The following is an 18422-nucleotide window of genomic DNA, read 5'->3' on the forward strand; positions in this document are numbered from 1 at the left end:
TCCAAGGTTCGCGCCTCCCCGGCGAAGGCCGGGGCCCAGTCGAGAAACAGGCGATATCTGGGCGCGCTGTTCGTTACATCCGCCTGCGCAACTGGGCCCCGGCCTTCGCCGGGGTGGAATGCGTTGGTAGGTGACGACGAAAGACGACCGAGTTAAACCGCCGCAATGACCCGCCCCTTCCACCTCGCTTTCCCCGTTCACGATCTCGCCGCTGCGCGCGCTTTCTATGGCGGGACGCTCGGCTGCACCGAGGGGCGCAGCGCCGATGCGTGGATCGATTTCGATCTGTTCGGCCATCAGATCGTCGCGCATCTCGATCCTGCGGCGAAACCTGTGGCAGTCTCCAACCCGGTCGACGGGCATGACGTTCCGGTGCCGCATTTCGGCGTCGTGCTGACCATGCCCGATTGGCAGGCGCTCGCCGATCGCCTCACCGCAGCGGGCACGCGCTTCGGCATTGCGCCGCACATCCGCTTCGTCGGCCAACCCGGCGAACAGGCGACGATGTTCTTTTGCGATCCATCCGGCAACGCGCTGGAGTTTAAGGCGTTCAAGGACGACGCGATGTTGTTCGCCACCTGAAGGATAAACGATTGAGCGACCCGATCACCCTCGACATCCCCCACAAACTCGGCCTCGACGCCGCCAAGGCGCGCATCGGCGGCGGCATCGGCAAGCTCGCCGAGATGTTTCCCGGCGGCGCGGCGGTCGATCATCGCTGGGAGGGCGACACGATGCACTTCACCGTCGCCGCCATGGGGCAGCGCGTCGCCAGTCGGTTGACCGTGAGCGCGGCCAAGGTTCATGCCGAAGTCGACTTGCCGCCGTTCCTCGCGCTGTTCGCCGACAAGATCCGCGCGAAGCTCGCGAAGGAAGCGCCGAAGATGCTGGAGTAAACCCCGCCCGTTCGCCCTGAGCTTGTCGAAGGGCCGGTTGCCACAGGCGACACCTTCGCTTGTGGCACGCGGTGCTTCGACAAGCTCAGCACGAACGGACTACCTTTACTTCGCGCTCACCCGCCAGATCGTATTCCCGACATCGTCCGCCACCAGCAGCGCGCCGGTCGCATCGGTAATGACGCCGACCGGGCGGCCTTGCGCTTCGCCCTTGGCGTTTAGGAAGCCGGTCAGAACATCAACCGGCTTGGTCCCCTTCACCGGGAAACCCCGGTCGCCGAACGGTACGTACGCGACCTTATAGCCCGACACCGGCACGCGGTTCCACGACCCATGCTCGCCGACGAAGGCGCCGTTGGCGAAGTTCGGTCCGAGCTTTGCGTCATTCGCAAACGTCAGTCCGAGCGCCGCGACGTGGGGACCCATCGCAAAGTCGGGCCGCTTCGAATATTCCTGCAGCGCGGGATTTTCGGGCTCGACGCGGAAATCCTGATGCCCGCCCCAATAATACCAGGGCCAGCCGAAATGGTCGCCGATCCCGACGCGCGTGATGTAATCGGGCACGATGTCCGACCCGAGCATGTCGCGCTCGTTCACCGCGACCCACAAAGCGCCCGATTTCGGTTCGAACGCCATGCCCTGCGGGTTGCGCAATCCCGCGCCATAGACGCGGAAGGTCTTGGCCTTCACATCGACCTGCAGGATGTTGGCGCGGAATTTCTCCGCCTTCATGCCCTTTTCGGCGATGTTGGTGGCCGATCCGACACCGACATACAGATATTGCCCGCCCGGATCGGCCAGCAGCGTGCGCGCCCAATGATTGCCGCCGCCGTTCAGCGCGATGACCTTTTCCGGTTTGGCGTCGATCTTGGTCTGGCCGGGCGTGAAGGGAAAGCGCAGTAGCGCATCGGTGTCGGCGATGTAAAGATAGCCGCCCATCAGCGCCATGCCGGTTGGCGAATTCAACCCGCCGATCAGCACTGTCTTAGCCTCGGCCACGCCGTCGCCATTGGTATCGCGCAGCAACGTGATGCGGTTGGGCGAGGCGACGCCAGCGCCGCCCTTCTTCATCAGATAGCCCATCACCATGCCTTCGATGCCCTTGGCGTCGCGCGGCGGCGAATTGGTCTCGGCAACCAGAATGTCGCCATTGGGCAAGCGGTAGAGCCAGCGCGGATGTTCGAGCCCGCTGGCGAACGCTGCAACTTTCAGCCCGGCGGCGGCGACCGGCGTCGCTCCATTCTTCCAGCCGATCGCATCGGCGACCGCGACCGTCGGGATCGTCTGCGCGCGCGCCGGCGAAATCTTGGGCCGCTCGCCCTGCACCGCGGTGATCGGCAAGCGCGCCGGATCGGGCTGCAACGCCCACCACACGGCACCGCCGCCCAGGACGACCGCAATCGCCAGGATGATGAGGATATGTTTGCGCATTGGGATCAGTCGCCTTCGGGCTCTGGCTTTGGGGGGTGCAGCCGCAGGCTCAGCACACGGCGGGTGTTGGCCGCGACGATCTCGAGCGTCCAGCCGCTATCGTGGACGATGCACTCGCCGACTTGCGGAACATGGCCCGCCAGCACGGCGGCGAGGCCACCGATCGTGTCGATATCGCCATCGACTTCGGCCAGGCGCGGATCGATGATCTCGCCGACATCCTCAAGCTCGGCGCGCGCATCCGCCGCCCACGCCCCGCCGTCGAGCGGGTTGAGCAACGCGGTGGTCGCGGCGTCATGCTCGTCCTCGATGTCGCCGACGATCTCCTCGATCAGGTCCTCGATCGTGACGAGGCCCTCGGTCCCGAAATATTCGTCGAGCACGATCGCCAGATGGACGCGCTTGGTCCGCATATCGGCGAGCAGATCGAGCGCGCCGCGCGACATCGGCACGTACAGCGGCTCGCGGATCAGGCTCGACCAATCGTCGGGGTAGGGGGCATCGGTCGCGATGATCTTGAACACGTCGCGCAAGTGAATCATGCCGATGATCGTATCGAGCTCGCCGCGATAGACCGGCAGGCGGCTGTGCGTCGCGCCGGCGAAGATCTTCACCAGATCGGCAAAGCTGGTGCGTTCCTCGACCGCGACGATATCGGCCCGCGGCACGCCGACGTCACCCGCGTCACGCTCGCCGAAATGGAGCAGATTGCGCACCATCGTGCGCTCGAGCGGGGAAAGGTCGCCCTTATTGTCGGGCGCGGGGTCGTCCTCATGCGCGTCGATCGCGTCTTCGAGCGTGGCGCGGAGCGAATCATCCTGCGCGCCGCCCGAAATCCAGCTGCGGAAACTGCGCCAGATGCTGGTTTCACTGTGCTGGGCACCGCCAAGATGGCTGGCGGTGCCGCTGGTACTGTGTCCTTCGGACATGGCGGGCGTTCAATCCTCTTCGAGCAAATACGGGTCGGCCAGACCGAGGGCGGCAAGGGCGTCGATCTCGATCGCCTCCATCGCCTCGGCTTCCATCCCGACCATATGATCATACCCTAGCAAATGCAGCGTGCCATGCACGATCAAATGCGTGGCGTGATCGTGCAGCGTGATGCCTTTCTCTGCCGCCTCGCGCGCGCAGGTCTCGAACGCGAGTACGATGTCGCCGAGCAGCACTTCGCCATCGTCGCTATTCTGGCCGATCGTGTCGAGCAGATCGGCCTGCACCATCGGGAAGGACAGCACGTTGGTCGGCTTGTCCTTCTGCCGATATTGCGCGTTGAGCGTCTGCACTTCGGCATCGTCGGTCAGCCGGATCGAGATTTCGACCGAGGCCGGGCCGGTGGCGAGTTCGCCGTGCGGGGTGCGGCTGATCGCGGCGGTCGCGGCGCGGGTGGCGAGGGTGTCCCAGTCGTGAGGGGGCCAGATGTCTTCTTGGCTGAGTTCGACGAGGATCATGCTAGGTCCGTTTCCGCAAAGTCATTGCCCTTGTACAGCAACTGAGCACGGTTCGCCTTGGCGCACGCATAAGCAAAGCAATCGCCCATGTTGAGCTTGGCGGGATGACCGGTGCCCTTGCCATAACGGTGATAGGCCTCGATCGCGGTGCGGCTTTCGGTCTGGCCGATCGGGACCAGCCGGACGGCGAAGTCGCTGACGAACGAATCCACCTCGGCGAGAATATTGACGATCGGAACCGTCCTCTTCACGGCGATCGCGCGGGCCGCCTCCCACAGCGAAATGGCCGAGCACAGGACTTCGTCGGCCTCGCCAAAGCGCTGCTCTATGGCAGGCGCATCGGGTTCGTCGGTCATAATCGCGACCATCGCAGAGGCGTCGAGGAACGCGATCAATCTTCATCCTCGTCGTTTAGCGAATCGTAGAACGCTTTGTCGGCTTCGAGCCCGGTCGGTTCGCCCAGCGGATGCGCAGCGCGCCACGCGGCAAAGCGCTCGTGAACGCTCTGGCTCCGCTCCGCTTCGAGCGCCCGTTTGCGATGCACCAGTGCGTCATGGACCGCAGCAGTCTTGCTGCTGCCGAGCAAGGCGGCAACTTCGCGCGCGAGATCTGCAGTATCGTGATTCTTGATGTAGAGCGACGCCATTGGAGCCTCCGGGATATCCTAAAATGTATCGAAGGATATCCCTGCCGTCAATCGGACTTCCCCTCATACGCCTCCACGATGCGCCCGACAATCGGATGGCGCACGACGTCGCCCGAGCCGAACCGGCAGATCGACAGGCCTTCGACGCCCTCCAGCCGCCCGACTGCATCGTTTAACCCGGACGCATTCATGCCGCCCGGAAGGTCGGTCTGCTTGGGGTCACCGCACACCACCATCCGGCTGTTCTCGCCGAAGCGGGTGAGGAACATCTTCATCTGGGCGGGCGTGGTGTTTTGCGCCTCGTCTAGGATGATGAACGCGTCCGCCAGCGTACGGCCGCGCATGAAGGCGATCGGCGCGATCTCGATTTCGCCGCTGGCGATGCGGCGCTCGACCTGTTCAGCCGGCAGGCAATCGTTGAGCGCGTCGTAGAGCGGCCGCAGATACGGATCGACCTTCTCCTTCATGTCGCCCGGCAGGAAGCCGAGTTTCTCGCCTGCCTCGACCGCGGGACGCGACAGAATCAAGCGCTGGATGCTGCCGGTGATGAGCTGCGCGACGGCTTGCGCGACGGCAATATAGGTCTTGCCGGTGCCCGCTGGCCCGAGCGCGAAGATGATGTCGTTGCCCAGCAGTTCGCGCATATAATGCGCTTGCGCCATCGTGCGCGGGACGATCGTCTTCTTGCGCGTGCGGATCATGATCTGCGGTGCCCCACCGCCGCCGCCGGAATCGGCCTGGATGATCCCGGCCAGCGTCGGCTCGCTCGACATCGCGATCACCGCCTCGATCAGCCCGGTATCGACCACTTCTCCGCGCACGATGCGGTTGTAGAGGCCGTGGAGCACGTCGCGTGCCTGCGCGACCGATTCGGCGGTACCCTCCAGCCCGACCTTGTTGCCGCGCGCGGTGATGTAGACGCCGAGGCGGCTTTCGAGCGCGAGCAGGTTTTTGTCGAATTCACCGAACAGTTGCGCCATCAATTGCGGACGGTCGAACACCAATTCGGCCCGGCTGCGATCGCCGGATTGTGCGGGGACGGGCTTGCGGCTCATGCAATTCCTTCGGGCGAAAGAGGGCGTGACGGCGATAGCGGAAGGATGAAGCGGCGGCGCTGGGCGCGGCGAGATGAGGGGGACTGCATCCGGCCCCGAGTTTGGCAGAGCGACCGGCGATAGAATAGCGAAAAGTGCTGTGGCGGCGTCGTTTCGTGCCGTGGAAGCGTCAGCGCCGCAACCCGATCCGCTCAAGCACGATGCGCAGGCCCGACCACAGGATCATCCCCACGCCCGCCGCGATATAGACCCACAGGCCAACCGGATTTCGTTTCCATTGCGGCGGCACGAGATCGGTCGGGGCGGGTTTTGGCATGAGTTTATTGTGGACCGAATGCGGTCGCTTGTCGAGTTTCTTACCGTCTTTCGCATTCGCGGGAGAGGGCTCTAGGCGGAAGGCGCCGCCAACACTCCCAGCATCGAATTCGCGCCTGCTTCGGCGAGCGTTACCGCGACCAGATCACCGATCGCCGCATCGCTGACCAAATGGACCGATTGGAGCCATGGACTCTTGCCGATCAACTGGCCGGGCAGCTTGCCCGTGCGTTCGAGCAGCACCTGGCACGTTCGCCCCACGGTTGCGGCATTGAACGCCGCCTGATCGCGGTTGAGCGCGGCCTGCAGGCGCTGCAGCCGGTCGTCCATCACGTCTTCGGGGACCTGCTCGCCCATCGTTGCGGCGGGGGTGCCGGGGCGCGGGCTGTATTTGAAACTGTAGGCTTGCGCGTAGCCGACGGCCTCCACCAGCGAGAGGGTTTCGAGGAAATCCGCCTCGGTTTCGCCGGGGAAGCCGACGATGAAATCGCCCGACAGTGCGATGTCGGGCCGCGCGGTGCGGACGCGGTCGAGAATGCGCAGGTAGGAGTCGCGCGAATGGCTGCGGTTCATCGCCTTAAGGATGCGGTCGCTGCCCGATTGCACCGGCAAATGCAGGAACGGCATCAGTTTTTCGATGCTCGCATGCGCGTCGATCAACCCTTGCGTCATGTCGTTGGGGTGGCTGGTGGTATAGCGGATGCGGGCGAGGCCCTCGATTTCGTCGAGCTCGGCGATCAGATCGTGCAGGCCTTTGCCCGCATCTTCCCACGCATTCACATTCTGCCCGAGCAGTGTGATTTCGCGCGCCCCCGCATCGACCAGCGCGCGTGCTTCGTCGACGATCTGCCCCCAGCCGCGCGAGACTTCGGCACCGCGCGTATAGGGGACGACGCAATAGGTGCAGAATTTGTCGCATCCCTCCTGCACCGTCAGGAAAGCGCTCGGCGGCACGCGGCGGCGCGCGGGGAGGTGGCCGAACTTCATGTCGACCGGCATGTCGGTATCGAGCGCCGCTTCGCCGCGCGCGGCCTTTGCCACCAGCTCGGGCAGATTGTGATAGGCTTGCGGGCCGACCACGACATCGACCTTGGCGCGCCGCACGATCTCCGCGCCCTCGGCTTGCGCGACGCAACCGGCGATCGCGATCATGGGCGCGCGGCCCTGCTTGGCGGCGTCCTTGCGCAAGCGACCGATGTCCGAATAGACCTTCTCGGTCGCGCGTTCGCGAATGTGGCAGGTGTTGAGCACGACCAGATCGGCATCGGCAGGTGCGACCTGAGTCAGGCCCTGCGCGGCCATCAGTTCGGCCATGCGATCCCCGTCATAGACGTTCATCTGGCAGCCGAACGATTTGACGGCATAGGTTTTGGGCGCGGGTTTCATGATGCGGGCGCTATAGATCGGGGAAGCTATTCCGCCAAATCCTCCCCGGCACGGGGAGGATTTAGAGACTAAGGCTGCGCGTGCCCGGTAAACGGCACCAGCGGCCGCCCGATCGCCGCGACCAATGCTTCTTCAATCCGTCGGCGGCTTTCCGCGGCGATCGCCTTGCGTCCGGTGAAATCGCGCGGGTGAAAGGGCTCAAGGAAGGTCACCGTCACGCGAAACGTGCCCGGCCGGGCGAGCAAGCGCACTGCGTTGTTTTTGCCAGATTCCTCACCGATCCAGGCGATTTCCTCGCTCACCGCGCCATAATCGAGCAGCACCGGCTGGACCAGGATGCCGGGTGGTGGTGGTTCGAGCACCTTGAGCATCGGCGTCTTGAACGGAAAGAGCGAGCGGCCGTCCGTGGTCGTGCCTTCGGGAAAGACCGTGACCGACCAGGTTTCGGCCAGCGCGTCGCGCAGACGATTGATCTGCTCGGCCACGCCGAGCCGGTCCTCGCGCTCGACGAAGACGGTGCGGTTGAGCGTCGCAAGCCAGCCGACCACCGGCGCGTCGCGGATTTCGGCCTTGGCCACGAAGGCGGTGCCGCTCGCGCCGGCAATCGCCAGAATGTCGACCCAACTGATATGATTGGAGATGTAAAAGGCATCGCGCCGGAGCGCCGTCCCCCGCACTTTCACCCGCGCACCGCAAATCCGCGCCGCCGTGCCGAGATAATAGCGCGGCCAGGGCGAGGAAATGTGCAGGATTCGCCACAGATAGTGCGGCGGCACCGTGACGATCAGCGTCAGCGCAAGCAACAGGATGCGCGTCCATAGGCGCAGGAAAGCAAGCCAGCTGAGTGGCGGTGGCGTGCCCGCTGCGGCGGCGGCGCGCGCGTGCGGGCTGATCGGCACCGCGCTTACGCCTTGCGGTCGAGCGCTACGCCGTACAGTTCCATCCGGTGGTCGACCAAGCGGAAGCCCAGGCGTTCGGCAATTGCCTTTTGCAGCTGTTCGAGTTCGGGATCGACGAATTCGATGACCTTGCCGGTCTCGACGTCGATCAGATGATCGTGATGCGCTTCCGGCGCTGGTTCGTAGCGCGAGCGCCCGTCGCCAAAATCATGCCGGTCGAGAATACCGGCCTCTTCGAACAGGCGGACGGTGCGATAGACGGTGGCGATCGAAATGCCGGGGTCGATCGCGGAGGCGCGCTCATAGACCTTTTCGACATCGGGGTGATCCTCGGCATCGGAAAGGACCCGCGCGATCACCTTGCGCTGATCGGTGATGCGGAGCCCCTTTTCCGCACAGAGAGCTTCGAGATCGATCTTTCGCGCCATGGCAGCGGGTGTAGGCGCTTCGCGCTTGTTGCGAAAGAGGAGAGTGACTCGCAATAGCGGCCGCATCACCCTCCCCGGAAGGGGAGGGGATGGGGCGCTCGCTTAGCGAACGACCTTGCGGCGCTTCGTGCCGAGGCCGATCTTCTTGGCCAGCGTCCGGCGCTGTTCGGCATAGTTGGGCGCAACCATCGGATAATCCGCCGGAAGATTCCACTTTGCGCGATATTGCTCGGGCGTCATTTGATAATGCGTCATCAGATGGCGCTTCAGCATCTTCAGCTTCTTGCCATCTTCGAGGCAGACGATGAAGTCGGGCTTGATCGAGGACCGGATCGAAACGGCGGGTTCCTGCTTGGCAACTTCGACAGGTGCCGGGCCACCAAGGCCGCTGAGCGCGCCATGAACATGCGCGATGAGAACCGGAAGATCCGAAACTGCCACGCTGTTGTTGCTGACATGGGCAGCGACGATATCTGCGGTGAGCGCGATCAGGGTCTCCTGAAGCTCGGTCATGGTGTCCATAAGAATCCTTTCACTCCAATTCGGACGGCAATTACACACCGCCATCACGGTGCCTATCATCTTTTAGAGTGATTTACGCAAGACGTATTGTCCCAGATGACAAGAGCTTCACAAAAGCGCGCGGCGATACGTCAAAGCATCGAATGCCTCGCCATTAGCACCGCGATAGTAATGACGCCGTTCGCCGACTTTATCGAACCCGGATGCGCGGTATAGTTTGATCGCGTCATTGCCGTCGCGCACTTCCAGATGCACCGTTCGGGCGCTTTGCAATCCCGCATCGCTGATTACGGAACGCAGCAATGCCGCGCCGACTCCCCGCCGACGAAACGGCTGGGCGGTTGCGAGCAACAACAACTCGGCTTCATCGAGCACGCGACGCGACAACGCAAAGCCCGCCGGCGCGCCGTAGATCTCCGCTATTGTCAGCCACACGCCCGGCATCGCCAACAGTCCAAGGACTTGATTATGCGTCCAGGCTTCGCCGAAGCGCGGGTCGAACGCATCGCGCATCACCCGGTCGACGATCGTCAGATCGGCCACCGCGCCGCTGCGCAAATCGATCCGCACTATCGTGCTCATGCCGCCGCCATCGGCTTTGCATCGGGCGCGCGGCCGTAGATCGGCTTAGGCTCCAGCGTCGTGAAGGCGTGCGGAAGCAAAACCGCGTCGGCGGCATCGGGCAGGGCACCTCGCGGGGCCGTGCGGGGATCATCAAAATTGAGCCAGCGCAGGCCGTCGCCGACGGCATGCATGCCGCCCAGCCGTCGCCGCGCCTCGGCTGGCGCCAGCGACGCGAGGGCCGAAGCCTGGGTCAGGGGCGGCGCTTCGAAAGTCTGCATGAAGACTTCGCCATGCCCGCCCTCCAAAAAGACGGCAAGGGGTCCGCTGACCGCGTCGCGCGCGAACGCACCGGCGGCAAGCACGGCGAGAGAGGAATAGCCCCCCAGCGTCGCGCCCCAGCCGAGCGCCAGGCCGCGCGCCGCCGCCACGCCGACGCGGATGCCTGTGAAACTGCCGGGGCCGCAGTCGACCAGAATGTGCGCCGCGCGCCCGCCATCCGGCAGGCGAGCGATCATCGGGATCAGATGTTCTGCATGGCCGCGCCCGACCGTTTCATGCGCGCGTGCCAGAACCGCGCCGTCCTCGATCAGCGCGACCGAACACGCCGCCGTCGCGGTTTCGATGACCAAAGTGCGCAAGCGGGGGGTGTGCAAACCGGATCAGGCGACGCTGTTGAACTTGCCGAAATCGGGCCGCGGCGATCGGCCGTAGATCGTCGCCGGGTCGCCATGCCCAAGCGTCGAGATGAAGTTGACCGTCACCGAGGGCGTATCGGCGAAGAAAGCGGCGTTGACCTTGGCCGCATCCAAGCCCGACATCGGCCCGGTATCGAGCCCGAGCGCGCGTGCTGCCAGGATGAAGTACGCGCCCTGCAGCGACGCATTACGCATCGCCGATTCCGCGCGGAGTTCCGGATTGCCGTCGAACCACGCCTTGGCGTTCGCATGCGGGAAGAGCTCGGGTAGATATTCGTGGAAATCGCGATCCATGCCGATGATCACGGTGACCGGCGCCTTCAGCACCTTGGGTGCATTCTGTGCCGAACAGCAGTCGGCGAGCTTCGCCTTGGCGGCATCGCTGGTGCACCAGATGAGCCGGGCGGGAAGCTGGTTGGCCGAGGTCGGCCCCCATTTCATCAAGTCCCAGATCGCGTGCAATTCGCTCTCGGCGACCGGCGCGTCGGTATAGCCGTTATAAGTGCGTGCGGTGCGGAACAATTGATCCAGCGCGGTATCGGGCAGAACGGTCATCAAACGGCTCGCACTTCGGTGACTTCGGGGACGTAATATTTCAGGAGTTGCTCGATCCCGTTCTTCAACGTCGCGCTGGACGACGGGCATCCTGCACAGGCGCCCTGCATCGCCAGGAACACTTTGCCCTTTTCGAAGCCGCGATAGACGATGTCGCCGCCGTCATTGGCAACCGCCGGGCGGATGCGCGTTTCGATCAGATCCTTGATCTGCGCGACGATGTCGGCATCGGCCGGGTCATCGTTGAACGCGTCGTTTGCGGGTACCGCGATGCCACCGGCGTTGCCGGGTTTGAACAACGGCATGCCCGCACTGAAATGATCGACCATAAGCCCCAGAATTTCCGGCTTCAGATCGCTCCATGCGGTCCCGGATGCGGCGGTGACGGAGACGAAGTCGCGCCCGAAAAATACCCCGGTGACGTCGCCCAGACCGAACAAGGCTTCGGCGAGCGGGGAGGCCTCGGCCTCCTCGGGCGTCACGAAATCGCGCGTGCCAGCCTCCATCACACTGCGGCTGGGGAGGAATTTCAGGGTCGCCGGGTTGGGCGTTGTTTCGGTCTCTATCAGCATGCCTCGCATGTGGCGCGCGAGGTTCACGAGCGCAAGGGTGGATGTCGCGGCTGGCGGTCGGCGCTTTCCGCCGCTATCGTCCCGGACATGACCGTGTTCCTGCGTTCGACGCGCCTCGCCCTCCTGTCCTTTCTCGTCATCGGTGCCGCGCCCGAGCAGGTAGCGCCCCCCGCCGCGCCCCCTGCGGCTCCGACACCGATGCCAGCCGCAAAGCCGGCCGCTGGTGCCGATGCCGCGATCGTCAGCCGCACCGCCTGGCTCTACAAGGGCAGCGACATCACGCCCGACCCGGCATGGCGGTTCGGCACGCTGAAGAACGGCGTGCGCTATGCGGTGCGCAAGAATGGCGTGCCGCCGGGCCAGATCTCGGTGCGCGTGCGGATGGATGTCGGCTCGCTGATGGAGACCGATCCCGAACGCGGCTATGCGCATTTGATCGAGCATCTCACCTTCCGCGGCTCCGAATATGTCGCGGACGGCGAAGCCAAGCGCGTGTGGCAGCGGATGGGGACGACCTTCGGCTCCGACACCAATGCCCAGACCACCCCGACCCAGACCGTCTACAAGCTCGATTTGCCGAGCGCGACCGAGGCCGGGATCGACGAGAGCCTGAAGATTCTGTCGGGCATGGCGGCGAAGCCCAACATAACGGCGGTCGCGCTGAATGCTGAGCGCCCTGCCGTGCTGGCCGAACAGCGCGAGGCCCCGGGGCCGCAAGTGCGGCTCAGCGACGCCGTGCAATCGACCTTCTTTGCCGGGCAGCCGCTCGCCGATCGTTCACCGATCGGCCATATCAAGGAATTGCAGGCCGCCACCGCCGAAACCGTGCGCGCCTTCCATGATCGCTGGTATCGCCCGGAACGCGCCGTCGTCATCATCGCGGGCGACTTCGACCCCGAGAAGCTCGAGACGATGATCGCGCGTCATTTTGCCGACTGGAAGGGCGTCGGCCCGGCCCCCGCCGATCCCGATTTCGGCCAGCCCGACCCCAAGCAACAGCCGACCAAGGCGGTGGTCGAACCCAGCATCCCCACGCTGATCCAGCTCGCGATCGTCCGGCCGTGGTATTACAATGACGACACCATCCTGTTCAACCAGAAGCGCCTCGCCGATTTCGTCGCGCTCGCGGTCATCAACCGCCGCCTCGAAACCCGCGCGCGCACCGGCGGCAGCTATCTGCAAGCGGGCGTGCGGCTCGACGATCCGTCACGCTCGGCCAATATCACCTCGATCTCGATCCTGCCGGTCGGCACCGCTTGGGCGCAGGCGCTCAAGGATGTGCGCGCGGTGATCGCCGATGCACAGGCGTCTGCCCCGACCAAGGTCGAAATCGAGCGCGAGCTCGCCGAACAGCGCGTGTCGTTCAAGACGCTGGTCGATACCTATCGTGCCGAGGCAGGGTCGAAGGAGGCCGACGACATGGTCCAGGCGCTCGACATTCGCGAGACGACGACCGCGCCCTATGTCATCCAAAAGGTCTTTGCCGACGCCGAGAAGAAGGGTTTCTTCACCCCCGACAAGATCCTCGCCTCCACCCGCCGCGTGTTCCAGGGCACGATGCGCGCGCTCATCTCGACCCCCGCGCCCGAGGCCGGGATCGAAGCGAGCCTCGCCACCGCGCTGAAGGCCGATGTGAAGGGTCTGGCGGGCAAGCGCACGACGCAAGCCAACATCACCTTCGCCAAGCTGCCCAAGGTCGGGCCGCCCGCGACGATCGTGTCGAACACGCCGATCCGCGAGTTCGACATGCAGGAGTATAATCTCTCCAACGGCATCCGCGTGCTGATCTATCCAACCACGTCGGAGGATAGCCGCGTCTATGTCCGCGTGCGCTTCGGCGGCGGCTACAATGCGTTGCCCGCTGACCGCGAGACGCCGGCCTGGGCGGCCGACGGCACGCTCACCGCCGGCGGCATAGGTACGCTCAAGCAAGGCGATATCGAGGCGCTGGTGCAGGGCCGCCGGATTGGCCTCGACTTCGGCATCGACGAGGATGCGTTCGTCTATAACGCGCTGACCTCGCCCGCCGATCTGACCGATCAGTTGCGACTGATCGGCGCGGCGATGACGGCACCGGGCTGGGATCCGGCCCCGGTCAATCGCACTCGGGTGGCGGCGCAGGCTGGCTATGCCGCGTTCGATTCCTCCCCGACCGGCGTGCTGAGCCGCGATCTCGAACGCTTGCTCCACGATGGCGATCCGCGCTGGGGCACGCCGAGCCTGAAGGCGATCGAGGCGACCACGCCTGCGTCCTTCCGCGCCTTGTGGGAGCCGCTGCTGAAAACCGGCCCGGTCGAGGTGATGGTGTTCGGCGATATCAAGGCCGATGTCGCGATCGCCGCCGTGCAAAAGACGCTGGGCGCACTTTCGTCGCGTGCCGCGCCAGCCGATTTTGTGCCGCCGCCGGTGCGCTTCCCCGCGCATAACGCGAGCCCCGTCGTGCTGACGCACAATGGCCCGGAAAATCAGGCGGCGGCGGTGATCGCCTGGCCGACTGGTGGCGGGGTCGCGGGCGCAACCGAATCGCGGCGGCTCGACGTTCTCGCCGCGATCTTCAGCGACCGTCTGTTCGATCGCCTCCGCTCGCAGGCGGGCGCGAGCTACAGCCCCAACGTCGGCAGCTCGTGGCCGACCGGCATGCCGAGCGGCGGGCGGATGGTCGCGATCGGTCAGGTCGCGCCCGAGAACCTTTCGCTGTTCTTCAAACTCTCGCGCGAAATCGCCGCCGAGCTGGTCGCCAAGCCGATCGACGATGATGAACTGAAGCGCACGATCGGCCCGATGCAGCAGTCGATCATGCGGCAGTCGACCGGCAACCAGTTCTGGATGAACCAGCTTGACGGCGCGGTGTACGATCCGGCGCGGATCGAGGCGCTGAAGCGGCTCTACAGCGACATCTCGAACATGACGGCGGCGGAATTGCAGGAAACGGCGGCGAAATATTTGCGGCCCGATCGGGATTGGACACTGCAAGTGGTGCCGGCGGCGAGCCAACCCAAGAAATAGCGAGAGCTATTTCGCGGGCGCGAAGCGGCGAGCCCGGCCGGCTGGGCTACAGCCCCGACCGACGGCGCGGCCCTTCGACTGCCTGCAAGGCAGGCGCTCAGGACAGGCTTCGCCGCGACGGGCCTCCAACCTTCTCCCCTCAGTGCAGCTTCAACTTCGGCCGCACGATCTGGTTCACATGCCCGATCACGATAAGCGCCACGCCGCGCCACCAGCCGTGGATCGCGATCAGGTGCATGCGGTAGAGCGACATATACACCGTCCGCGCGACCCAGCCTTCGACGCGCATCCGCCCGCCGACGAGATTGCCCATCAGGCTCCCCACCGTCGAGAAACGGCTGAGCGACACCAGCGACCCATGGTCCTGATAGACGAAGTCCTTGAGCGGCTCGCCGGCCTGTGCGCGCACCAGATTGGTGAAGATCAGGCTCGCCATCTGGTGCGCCGATTGTGCGCGTGGCGGGATCGGCTTGTCGCGGCCGGGCAGCATGCACGAGGCGCAATCGCCGAGCGCGTAGATGCGGTCATCGGTCACTGATTGCAGCGTCGGGCGCACGACGATCTGGTTGCCGCGGGTGAGCTCCAGATCGCTCATCGTCTTGATTTCCTCGGCGCCCTTCACGCCCGCCGCCCACACGATCAGATCGGCGGCGATCACGCCGCCGTCGCCGGTATGCACCGCGCGATCCTCCAGCCGCACGACCTGCGTGTTGTCGAGCACGCGCACGCCGAGCTTTTCGAGCTCATGCTTGGCGGTCGCCGCCAGCACCTCGTCGAGCGCGGGCAGGATGCGCGGGCCGGCCTCGATCAGCGAGACTTCGAGCTTGCTCTCGTCGAACACCTCCAGCCCGTAATGCCGCAGGGCCTTGGCGGCATTGTAGAGCTCGGCAGCAAGCTCGACCCCGGTCGCGCCACCGCCGACGATGCTGACACGCACCCGCGCCGACGGATCACCCGTCTGGTGCGCATGATTGGTACGCAGGCAGGCATTGAGCAATTTCTGGCGGAAGCGGTCGGCCTGCGGGCGGTCCTCCAGGAACATCGCATGTTCGCGCACGCCGGGGACGCCGAAATCGTTCGAGATTCCGCCGACCGCCATCACGAGATAATCATAGCGGATACTGTGCCGCCCGATGATCTCGTCGCCGCGCTCGTCGAGCATCGGGACGGTGGTGATCGTGCGGCTCACGCGATCGATGCTTTCGATGCTGCCGTTGAAGAAGCGATAGCCCCAGCGCACTGCGTGGCCGCCATAGCCGACCTCGTCGAGATTGGCATCGAGCGACCCCGCCGCGACTTCGTGCAGCAGCGGTTTCCAGATATGCGTAAGGTTGCGGTCGATCAGGATGATGTCGTGGCGCTTGCGCCCATACCGCGCGCCGAGCTTGCGGACGAGTTCCAGCCCCCCGGCACCGCCGCCCACCACCACGATCTGCGTTTTCTGATTCGGCACGCATTTTCCCCCGAGCGCGCGATCGTTGGCGCAGCCGCATCATGACAGAAGAGCGCAGGCGAACTCAAGCGAGCGATGCGGGCCAAATTCGGCGGGCGGGGCTCAGCCGCGATTGTTGATGTAGGAAATCAGCGACTCATTCTCTTCGACATGCTTTTCGATCCGCGCCCGCACGACGTCGCGGACGCTGATGATGCCGACCAGCGCGCCGCCATCCAGCACGGGCAAATGCCGGAAATACCCACGGTCCATCAATTCCATCGCATCGTTGATGGTGGTCGCGGGCGTTACCGTGGTGACGTTCTGCGTCATCACGTCACCCGCGGCGACGGTGGCAAGTCCGGGGCCCTTGGCGGCCAGCGCCTTGACCACGTCGCGCTCGCTGACGATGCCGACCAGGTCGCCCGCCGCATCGCACACCAGCACCGCGCCGATCCGACGCGACGAGATGGTGGCGACCAGATCCATCAGCGGCGTTTCCGGCAGGACCGAAACGATCGTGTTGCCCTTGACCCGCAGCAATGACGCGACATTCATGACAGACTCTCCTCGAACCAACAGCCGTACCGCCGCCTTGCGCCATCGTCGCACTTCTCGAGATAAGTGTCCAAATAATCTGACATGCCTGTTTCGGGCCGGGGAACGGGTTTGAACGGCGATGGGCGCAGGTATTCAACCCTGGCGCTGGCTTGAGCTTTCGCCCCAGCTCACCCCTTGTAGAGCCCCTCCAGCCGTGCGCCGTAAACCTCTTTCAACACATGCCGGCGAATCTTCAGCGATGGCGTCAATTGCTCGTTATCGATGCCGAACGGTTCGTCGGCGAGCACGAAGCGGCGGATGCGTTCGGTGACCGAGAGATCGGCATTCACGCGCTCGACCGCTTGGCCCAGCGCGGCGCGATATTCGCTGTCATCCGATAAGCGTTTGAAGTCGCAGCGCGCACCGCCCTTGGCGCAATATTCCTGCGTCCAGTCGGGATCGGGCACCAGCACCGCGACCATATACGGCCGCCGGTCGCCGAAGATCATCGCCTGCGCGATTTCGGGCTGGAGCGTCAGCATCCCCTCGACCTTTTGCGGCGCGACATTCTCGCCCTTGTCGTTGACGAGAATGTCTTTCTTGCGATCGGTGATCTTGATCCGGCCCTTGGCGTCGATCAGCCCGATGTCGCCGGTGTGGAGCCAGCCGTCTTTAAGGACGCGCGCGGTTTCGGCGTCGTTGCGCCAGTAGCCGTGCATGACCAGCTCGCCGCGCACCAGGATCTCGCCATCCGCGGCGATCCGCACTTCGGTGTCGACCAAAGGCGGGCCGACCGTGTCCATCTTGAGCCCGACCTTGGGCCGGTTGCACGAGATGACGGGCGCGGATTCGGTCTGGCCGTAACCTTGCAGCACCGTGACTCCGATCGCCTCGAAGAAGGTGCCGATTTCGGGTGTCAGCGGCGCGCCGCCCGCGACCAGCGCCTTGATCCGCCCGCCGAAGCGCTGGCCGACCTTGGGCCGCAGCGTCACGCCCAGCAGCAGATCCATCGGCTTGTCGAGGAGGCCGGCATTGCCAGCCGCTTTTTTCGCACCCAGCATCTGTGCGCGGCTGAGCAGGAAACGCGAGAGCTTGCCCTGTTTTTCGACCGCTTTGGAAATGCGCGTGCGCAACACTTCGAACAGGCGCGGTACGACGATCATCATCGTCGGGCGGACTTCCTCCATATTAGCGGCGAGCTTGTCGAGGCCCTCGCTATAATAGATTTGCGCGCCCAGCCCGATCGGGAAATATTGCCCGCCAGTATGTTCGTAGGCGTGGCTGAGCGGCAGGAACGACAGGAAGATTTCGTCGTCCCAGCCGAAATCCTCCGAGATCACGGTGCAGCAGCCATTGACGTTGTGCAGGATCGCGCCGTGATGCTGCATCACCCCGCGCGGCGCGCCGCCGGTGCCGCTGGTGTAGATGATGCAGGCGGTGTCGTCGCGCTGCGCGGTCGCGACGATGCTCGATGGCTCAGCGGCATGTTCGGCAAGCAGCGTGTTCCATTGGTGGAATTCGAGCGCGCCCGACTGGGTCGCGCGTAAATCCTCGATGCCGATCACGACCTTCGCGCTGCTCGCGCGGATTGCGGCGGGCAACAGCGTCTTGGCGAGCTTCGCGGTCGAGACGATCACCGCCTTCGCCCCCGAATTCTCGATGATGTGCGTGTGGTCGCGCTCGGTATTGGTGGTGTAGGTCGGCACCGTGATGCACCCTGCGGCCATGATCGCGAGATCGGCGATGCACCATTCGGGGCGGTTTTCGCTGACCAGCATGACGCGGTCGCCGGGTTCGAGCCCAATCGCCTTAAGCCCTGCCGCAATGCTGGCGACTTGCCGCGCGGTTTCAGCCCAGCTGCGCGACACCCAGATACCGCCCGCCTTATGCCACAGGAACGGCGCGTCGCCTTTCTCTGCTGCGCGCGCGAGGAACATCGCGACCAAATTGGGGAAGTGTTCGAGCATGCGGACGGACTTGGACAAGGGTCTCTCCCGGGGGGCGTGCCGTGTTCGGCTACGTGGATCGTGCT

The 18422-nt window shown here is 64.7% G+C and carries 21 protein-coding genes; 3 read left to right on the forward strand and 18 right to left on the reverse strand.

Annotated elements, in window-relative coordinates; genetic code table 11:
* The first annotated feature begins 165 nt into the window (after positions 1–165).
* Together HMP06_RS17100 and HMP06_RS17105 are read left to right on the forward strand one after the other, a co-directional pair.
* A complete protein-coding gene (locus HMP06_RS17100; RefSeq protein ID WP_176498174.1) occupies positions 166–582 on the forward strand; it encodes a VOC family protein in 417 nt (138 codons plus the stop codon).
* Positions 583–593: 11 nt separating this feature from the next.
* The gene (locus HMP06_RS17105) at positions 594–896 is read left to right on the forward strand and encodes a polyhydroxyalkanoic acid system family protein (RefSeq protein WP_176498175.1); all 303 of its coding nucleotides are present in this window, start codon (positions 594–596) and stop codon (positions 894–896) included.
* 105 nt (positions 897–1001) lie between these two features.
* Here the strand turns inward: HMP06_RS17105 and HMP06_RS17110 are convergent, their stop codons facing one another.
* The 15 genes from HMP06_RS17110 to HMP06_RS17180 all read right to left on the reverse strand — a co-directional run bounded on the left by HMP06_RS17110 (position 1002) and on the right by HMP06_RS17180 (position 11412).
* Positions 1002–2327, reverse strand: a complete 1326-nt coding sequence (locus HMP06_RS17110; RefSeq protein WP_176498176.1) for a PQQ-dependent sugar dehydrogenase — start codon at positions 2325–2327, stop codon at positions 1002–1004.
* A 5-nt stretch (positions 2328–2332) separates the two neighbouring features.
* Positions 2333–3256, reverse strand: a complete 924-nt coding sequence (locus HMP06_RS17115; RefSeq protein ID WP_176498177.1) for a hemolysin family protein — start codon at positions 3254–3256, stop codon at positions 2333–2335.
* A gap of 9 nt (positions 3257–3265) precedes the next feature.
* The gene (gene ybeY, locus HMP06_RS17120) at positions 3266–3775 is read right to left on the reverse strand and encodes an rRNA maturation RNase YbeY (RefSeq protein WP_176498178.1); all 510 of its coding nucleotides are present in this window, start codon (positions 3773–3775) and stop codon (positions 3266–3268) included.
* On the reverse strand, positions 3772–4170 hold the full coding sequence (locus HMP06_RS17125) for a type II toxin-antitoxin system VapC family toxin (RefSeq protein ID WP_176498179.1): 399 nt from the start codon (positions 4168–4170) through the stop codon (positions 3772–3774). The genes ybeY and HMP06_RS17125 overlap by 4 nt, the downstream gene beginning before the upstream one ends.
* On the reverse strand, positions 4167–4421 hold the full coding sequence (locus HMP06_RS17130) for a type II toxin-antitoxin system VapB family antitoxin (protein WP_176498180.1): 255 nt from the start codon (positions 4419–4421) through the stop codon (positions 4167–4169). The genes HMP06_RS17125 and HMP06_RS17130 overlap by 4 nt, the downstream gene beginning before the upstream one ends.
* Before the next feature lie 47 nt (positions 4422–4468).
* The gene (locus HMP06_RS17135) at positions 4469–5476 is read right to left on the reverse strand and encodes a PhoH family protein (RefSeq protein ID WP_176498181.1); all 1008 of its coding nucleotides are present in this window, start codon (positions 5474–5476) and stop codon (positions 4469–4471) included.
* A 169-nt stretch (positions 5477–5645) separates the two neighbouring features.
* Positions 5646–5792, reverse strand: coding sequence for a hypothetical protein (locus HMP06_RS17140; RefSeq protein ID WP_176498182.1), 147 nt, complete (start codon positions 5790–5792; stop codon positions 5646–5648).
* Positions 5793–5863: 71 nt separating this feature from the next.
* Positions 5864–7177: a tRNA (N6-isopentenyl adenosine(37)-C2)-methylthiotransferase MiaB gene (miaB, locus tag HMP06_RS17145; protein WP_176498183.1), complete on the reverse strand. Its 1314-nt coding sequence runs from the start codon at positions 7175–7177 to the stop codon at positions 5864–5866.
* Between the two features lie 68 nt (positions 7178–7245).
* Positions 7246–8076 (reverse strand): lysophospholipid acyltransferase family protein, encoded by an 831-nt coding sequence (locus HMP06_RS17150; protein WP_176498184.1) that lies wholly within the window; start codon positions 8074–8076, stop codon positions 7246–7248.
* A 5-nt stretch (positions 8077–8081) separates the two neighbouring features.
* Entirely contained in the window at positions 8082–8504 is a 423-nt protein-coding gene (locus tag HMP06_RS17155) for a Fur family transcriptional regulator (RefSeq protein WP_176498185.1), read from the reverse strand.
* A gap of 102 nt (positions 8505–8606) precedes the next feature.
* A complete protein-coding gene (locus HMP06_RS17160; protein WP_176498186.1) occupies positions 8607–9026 on the reverse strand; it encodes a MucR family transcriptional regulator in 420 nt (139 codons plus the stop codon).
* Positions 9027–9134: 108 nt separating this feature from the next.
* Positions 9135–9608, reverse strand: a complete 474-nt coding sequence (locus HMP06_RS17165) for a GNAT family N-acetyltransferase (protein WP_176498187.1) — start codon at positions 9606–9608, stop codon at positions 9135–9137.
* The gene (gene tsaB, locus HMP06_RS17170; RefSeq protein WP_176498188.1) at positions 9605–10228 is read right to left on the reverse strand and encodes a tRNA (adenosine(37)-N6)-threonylcarbamoyltransferase complex dimerization subunit type 1 TsaB; all 624 of its coding nucleotides are present in this window, start codon (positions 10226–10228) and stop codon (positions 9605–9607) included. Before tsaB ends, HMP06_RS17165 begins: the two co-directional genes overlap by 4 nt.
* Before the next feature lie 21 nt (positions 10229–10249).
* Entirely contained in the window at positions 10250–10840 is a 591-nt protein-coding gene (locus HMP06_RS17175) for a malonic semialdehyde reductase (RefSeq protein WP_176498189.1), read from the reverse strand.
* Positions 10840–11412, reverse strand: coding sequence for a NifU family protein (locus HMP06_RS17180; RefSeq protein ID WP_176498190.1), 573 nt, complete (start codon positions 11410–11412; stop codon positions 10840–10842). Before HMP06_RS17180 ends, HMP06_RS17175 begins: the two co-directional genes overlap by 1 nt.
* A gap of 87 nt (positions 11413–11499) precedes the next feature.
* On the opposite strand from HMP06_RS17180, the gene HMP06_RS17185 reads away from it, so the two are divergent.
* A complete protein-coding gene (locus tag HMP06_RS17185; protein WP_176498191.1) occupies positions 11500–14418 on the forward strand; it encodes a M16 family metallopeptidase in 2919 nt (972 codons plus the stop codon).
* 139 nt (positions 14419–14557) lie between these two features.
* Here HMP06_RS17185 and HMP06_RS17190 read toward each other — a convergent pair whose 3' ends face one another.
* The 3 genes from HMP06_RS17190 to HMP06_RS17200 form a co-directional block, all read right to left on the reverse strand.
* Positions 14558–15871 (reverse strand): NAD(P)/FAD-dependent oxidoreductase, encoded by a 1314-nt coding sequence (locus tag HMP06_RS17190; RefSeq protein ID WP_176498192.1) that lies wholly within the window; start codon positions 15869–15871, stop codon positions 14558–14560.
* Positions 15872–15973: 102 nt separating this feature from the next.
* A complete protein-coding gene (locus tag HMP06_RS17195; RefSeq protein WP_176498193.1) occupies positions 15974–16408 on the reverse strand; it encodes a CBS domain-containing protein in 435 nt (144 codons plus the stop codon).
* 170 nt (positions 16409–16578) lie between these two features.
* Positions 16579–18357 carry an AMP-dependent synthetase/ligase gene (locus HMP06_RS17200; protein WP_176498616.1) on the reverse strand — a complete coding sequence of 593 codons (1779 nt, stop codon included), beginning with the start codon at positions 18355–18357 and terminating at the stop codon, positions 16579–16581.
* Between the last annotated feature and the right edge of the window lie 65 nt (positions 18358–18422).

This window comes from Sphingomonas sp. HMP6 (assembly GCF_013374095.1).
Lineage (GTDB): Bacteria > Pseudomonadota > Alphaproteobacteria > Sphingomonadales > Sphingomonadaceae > Sphingomonas.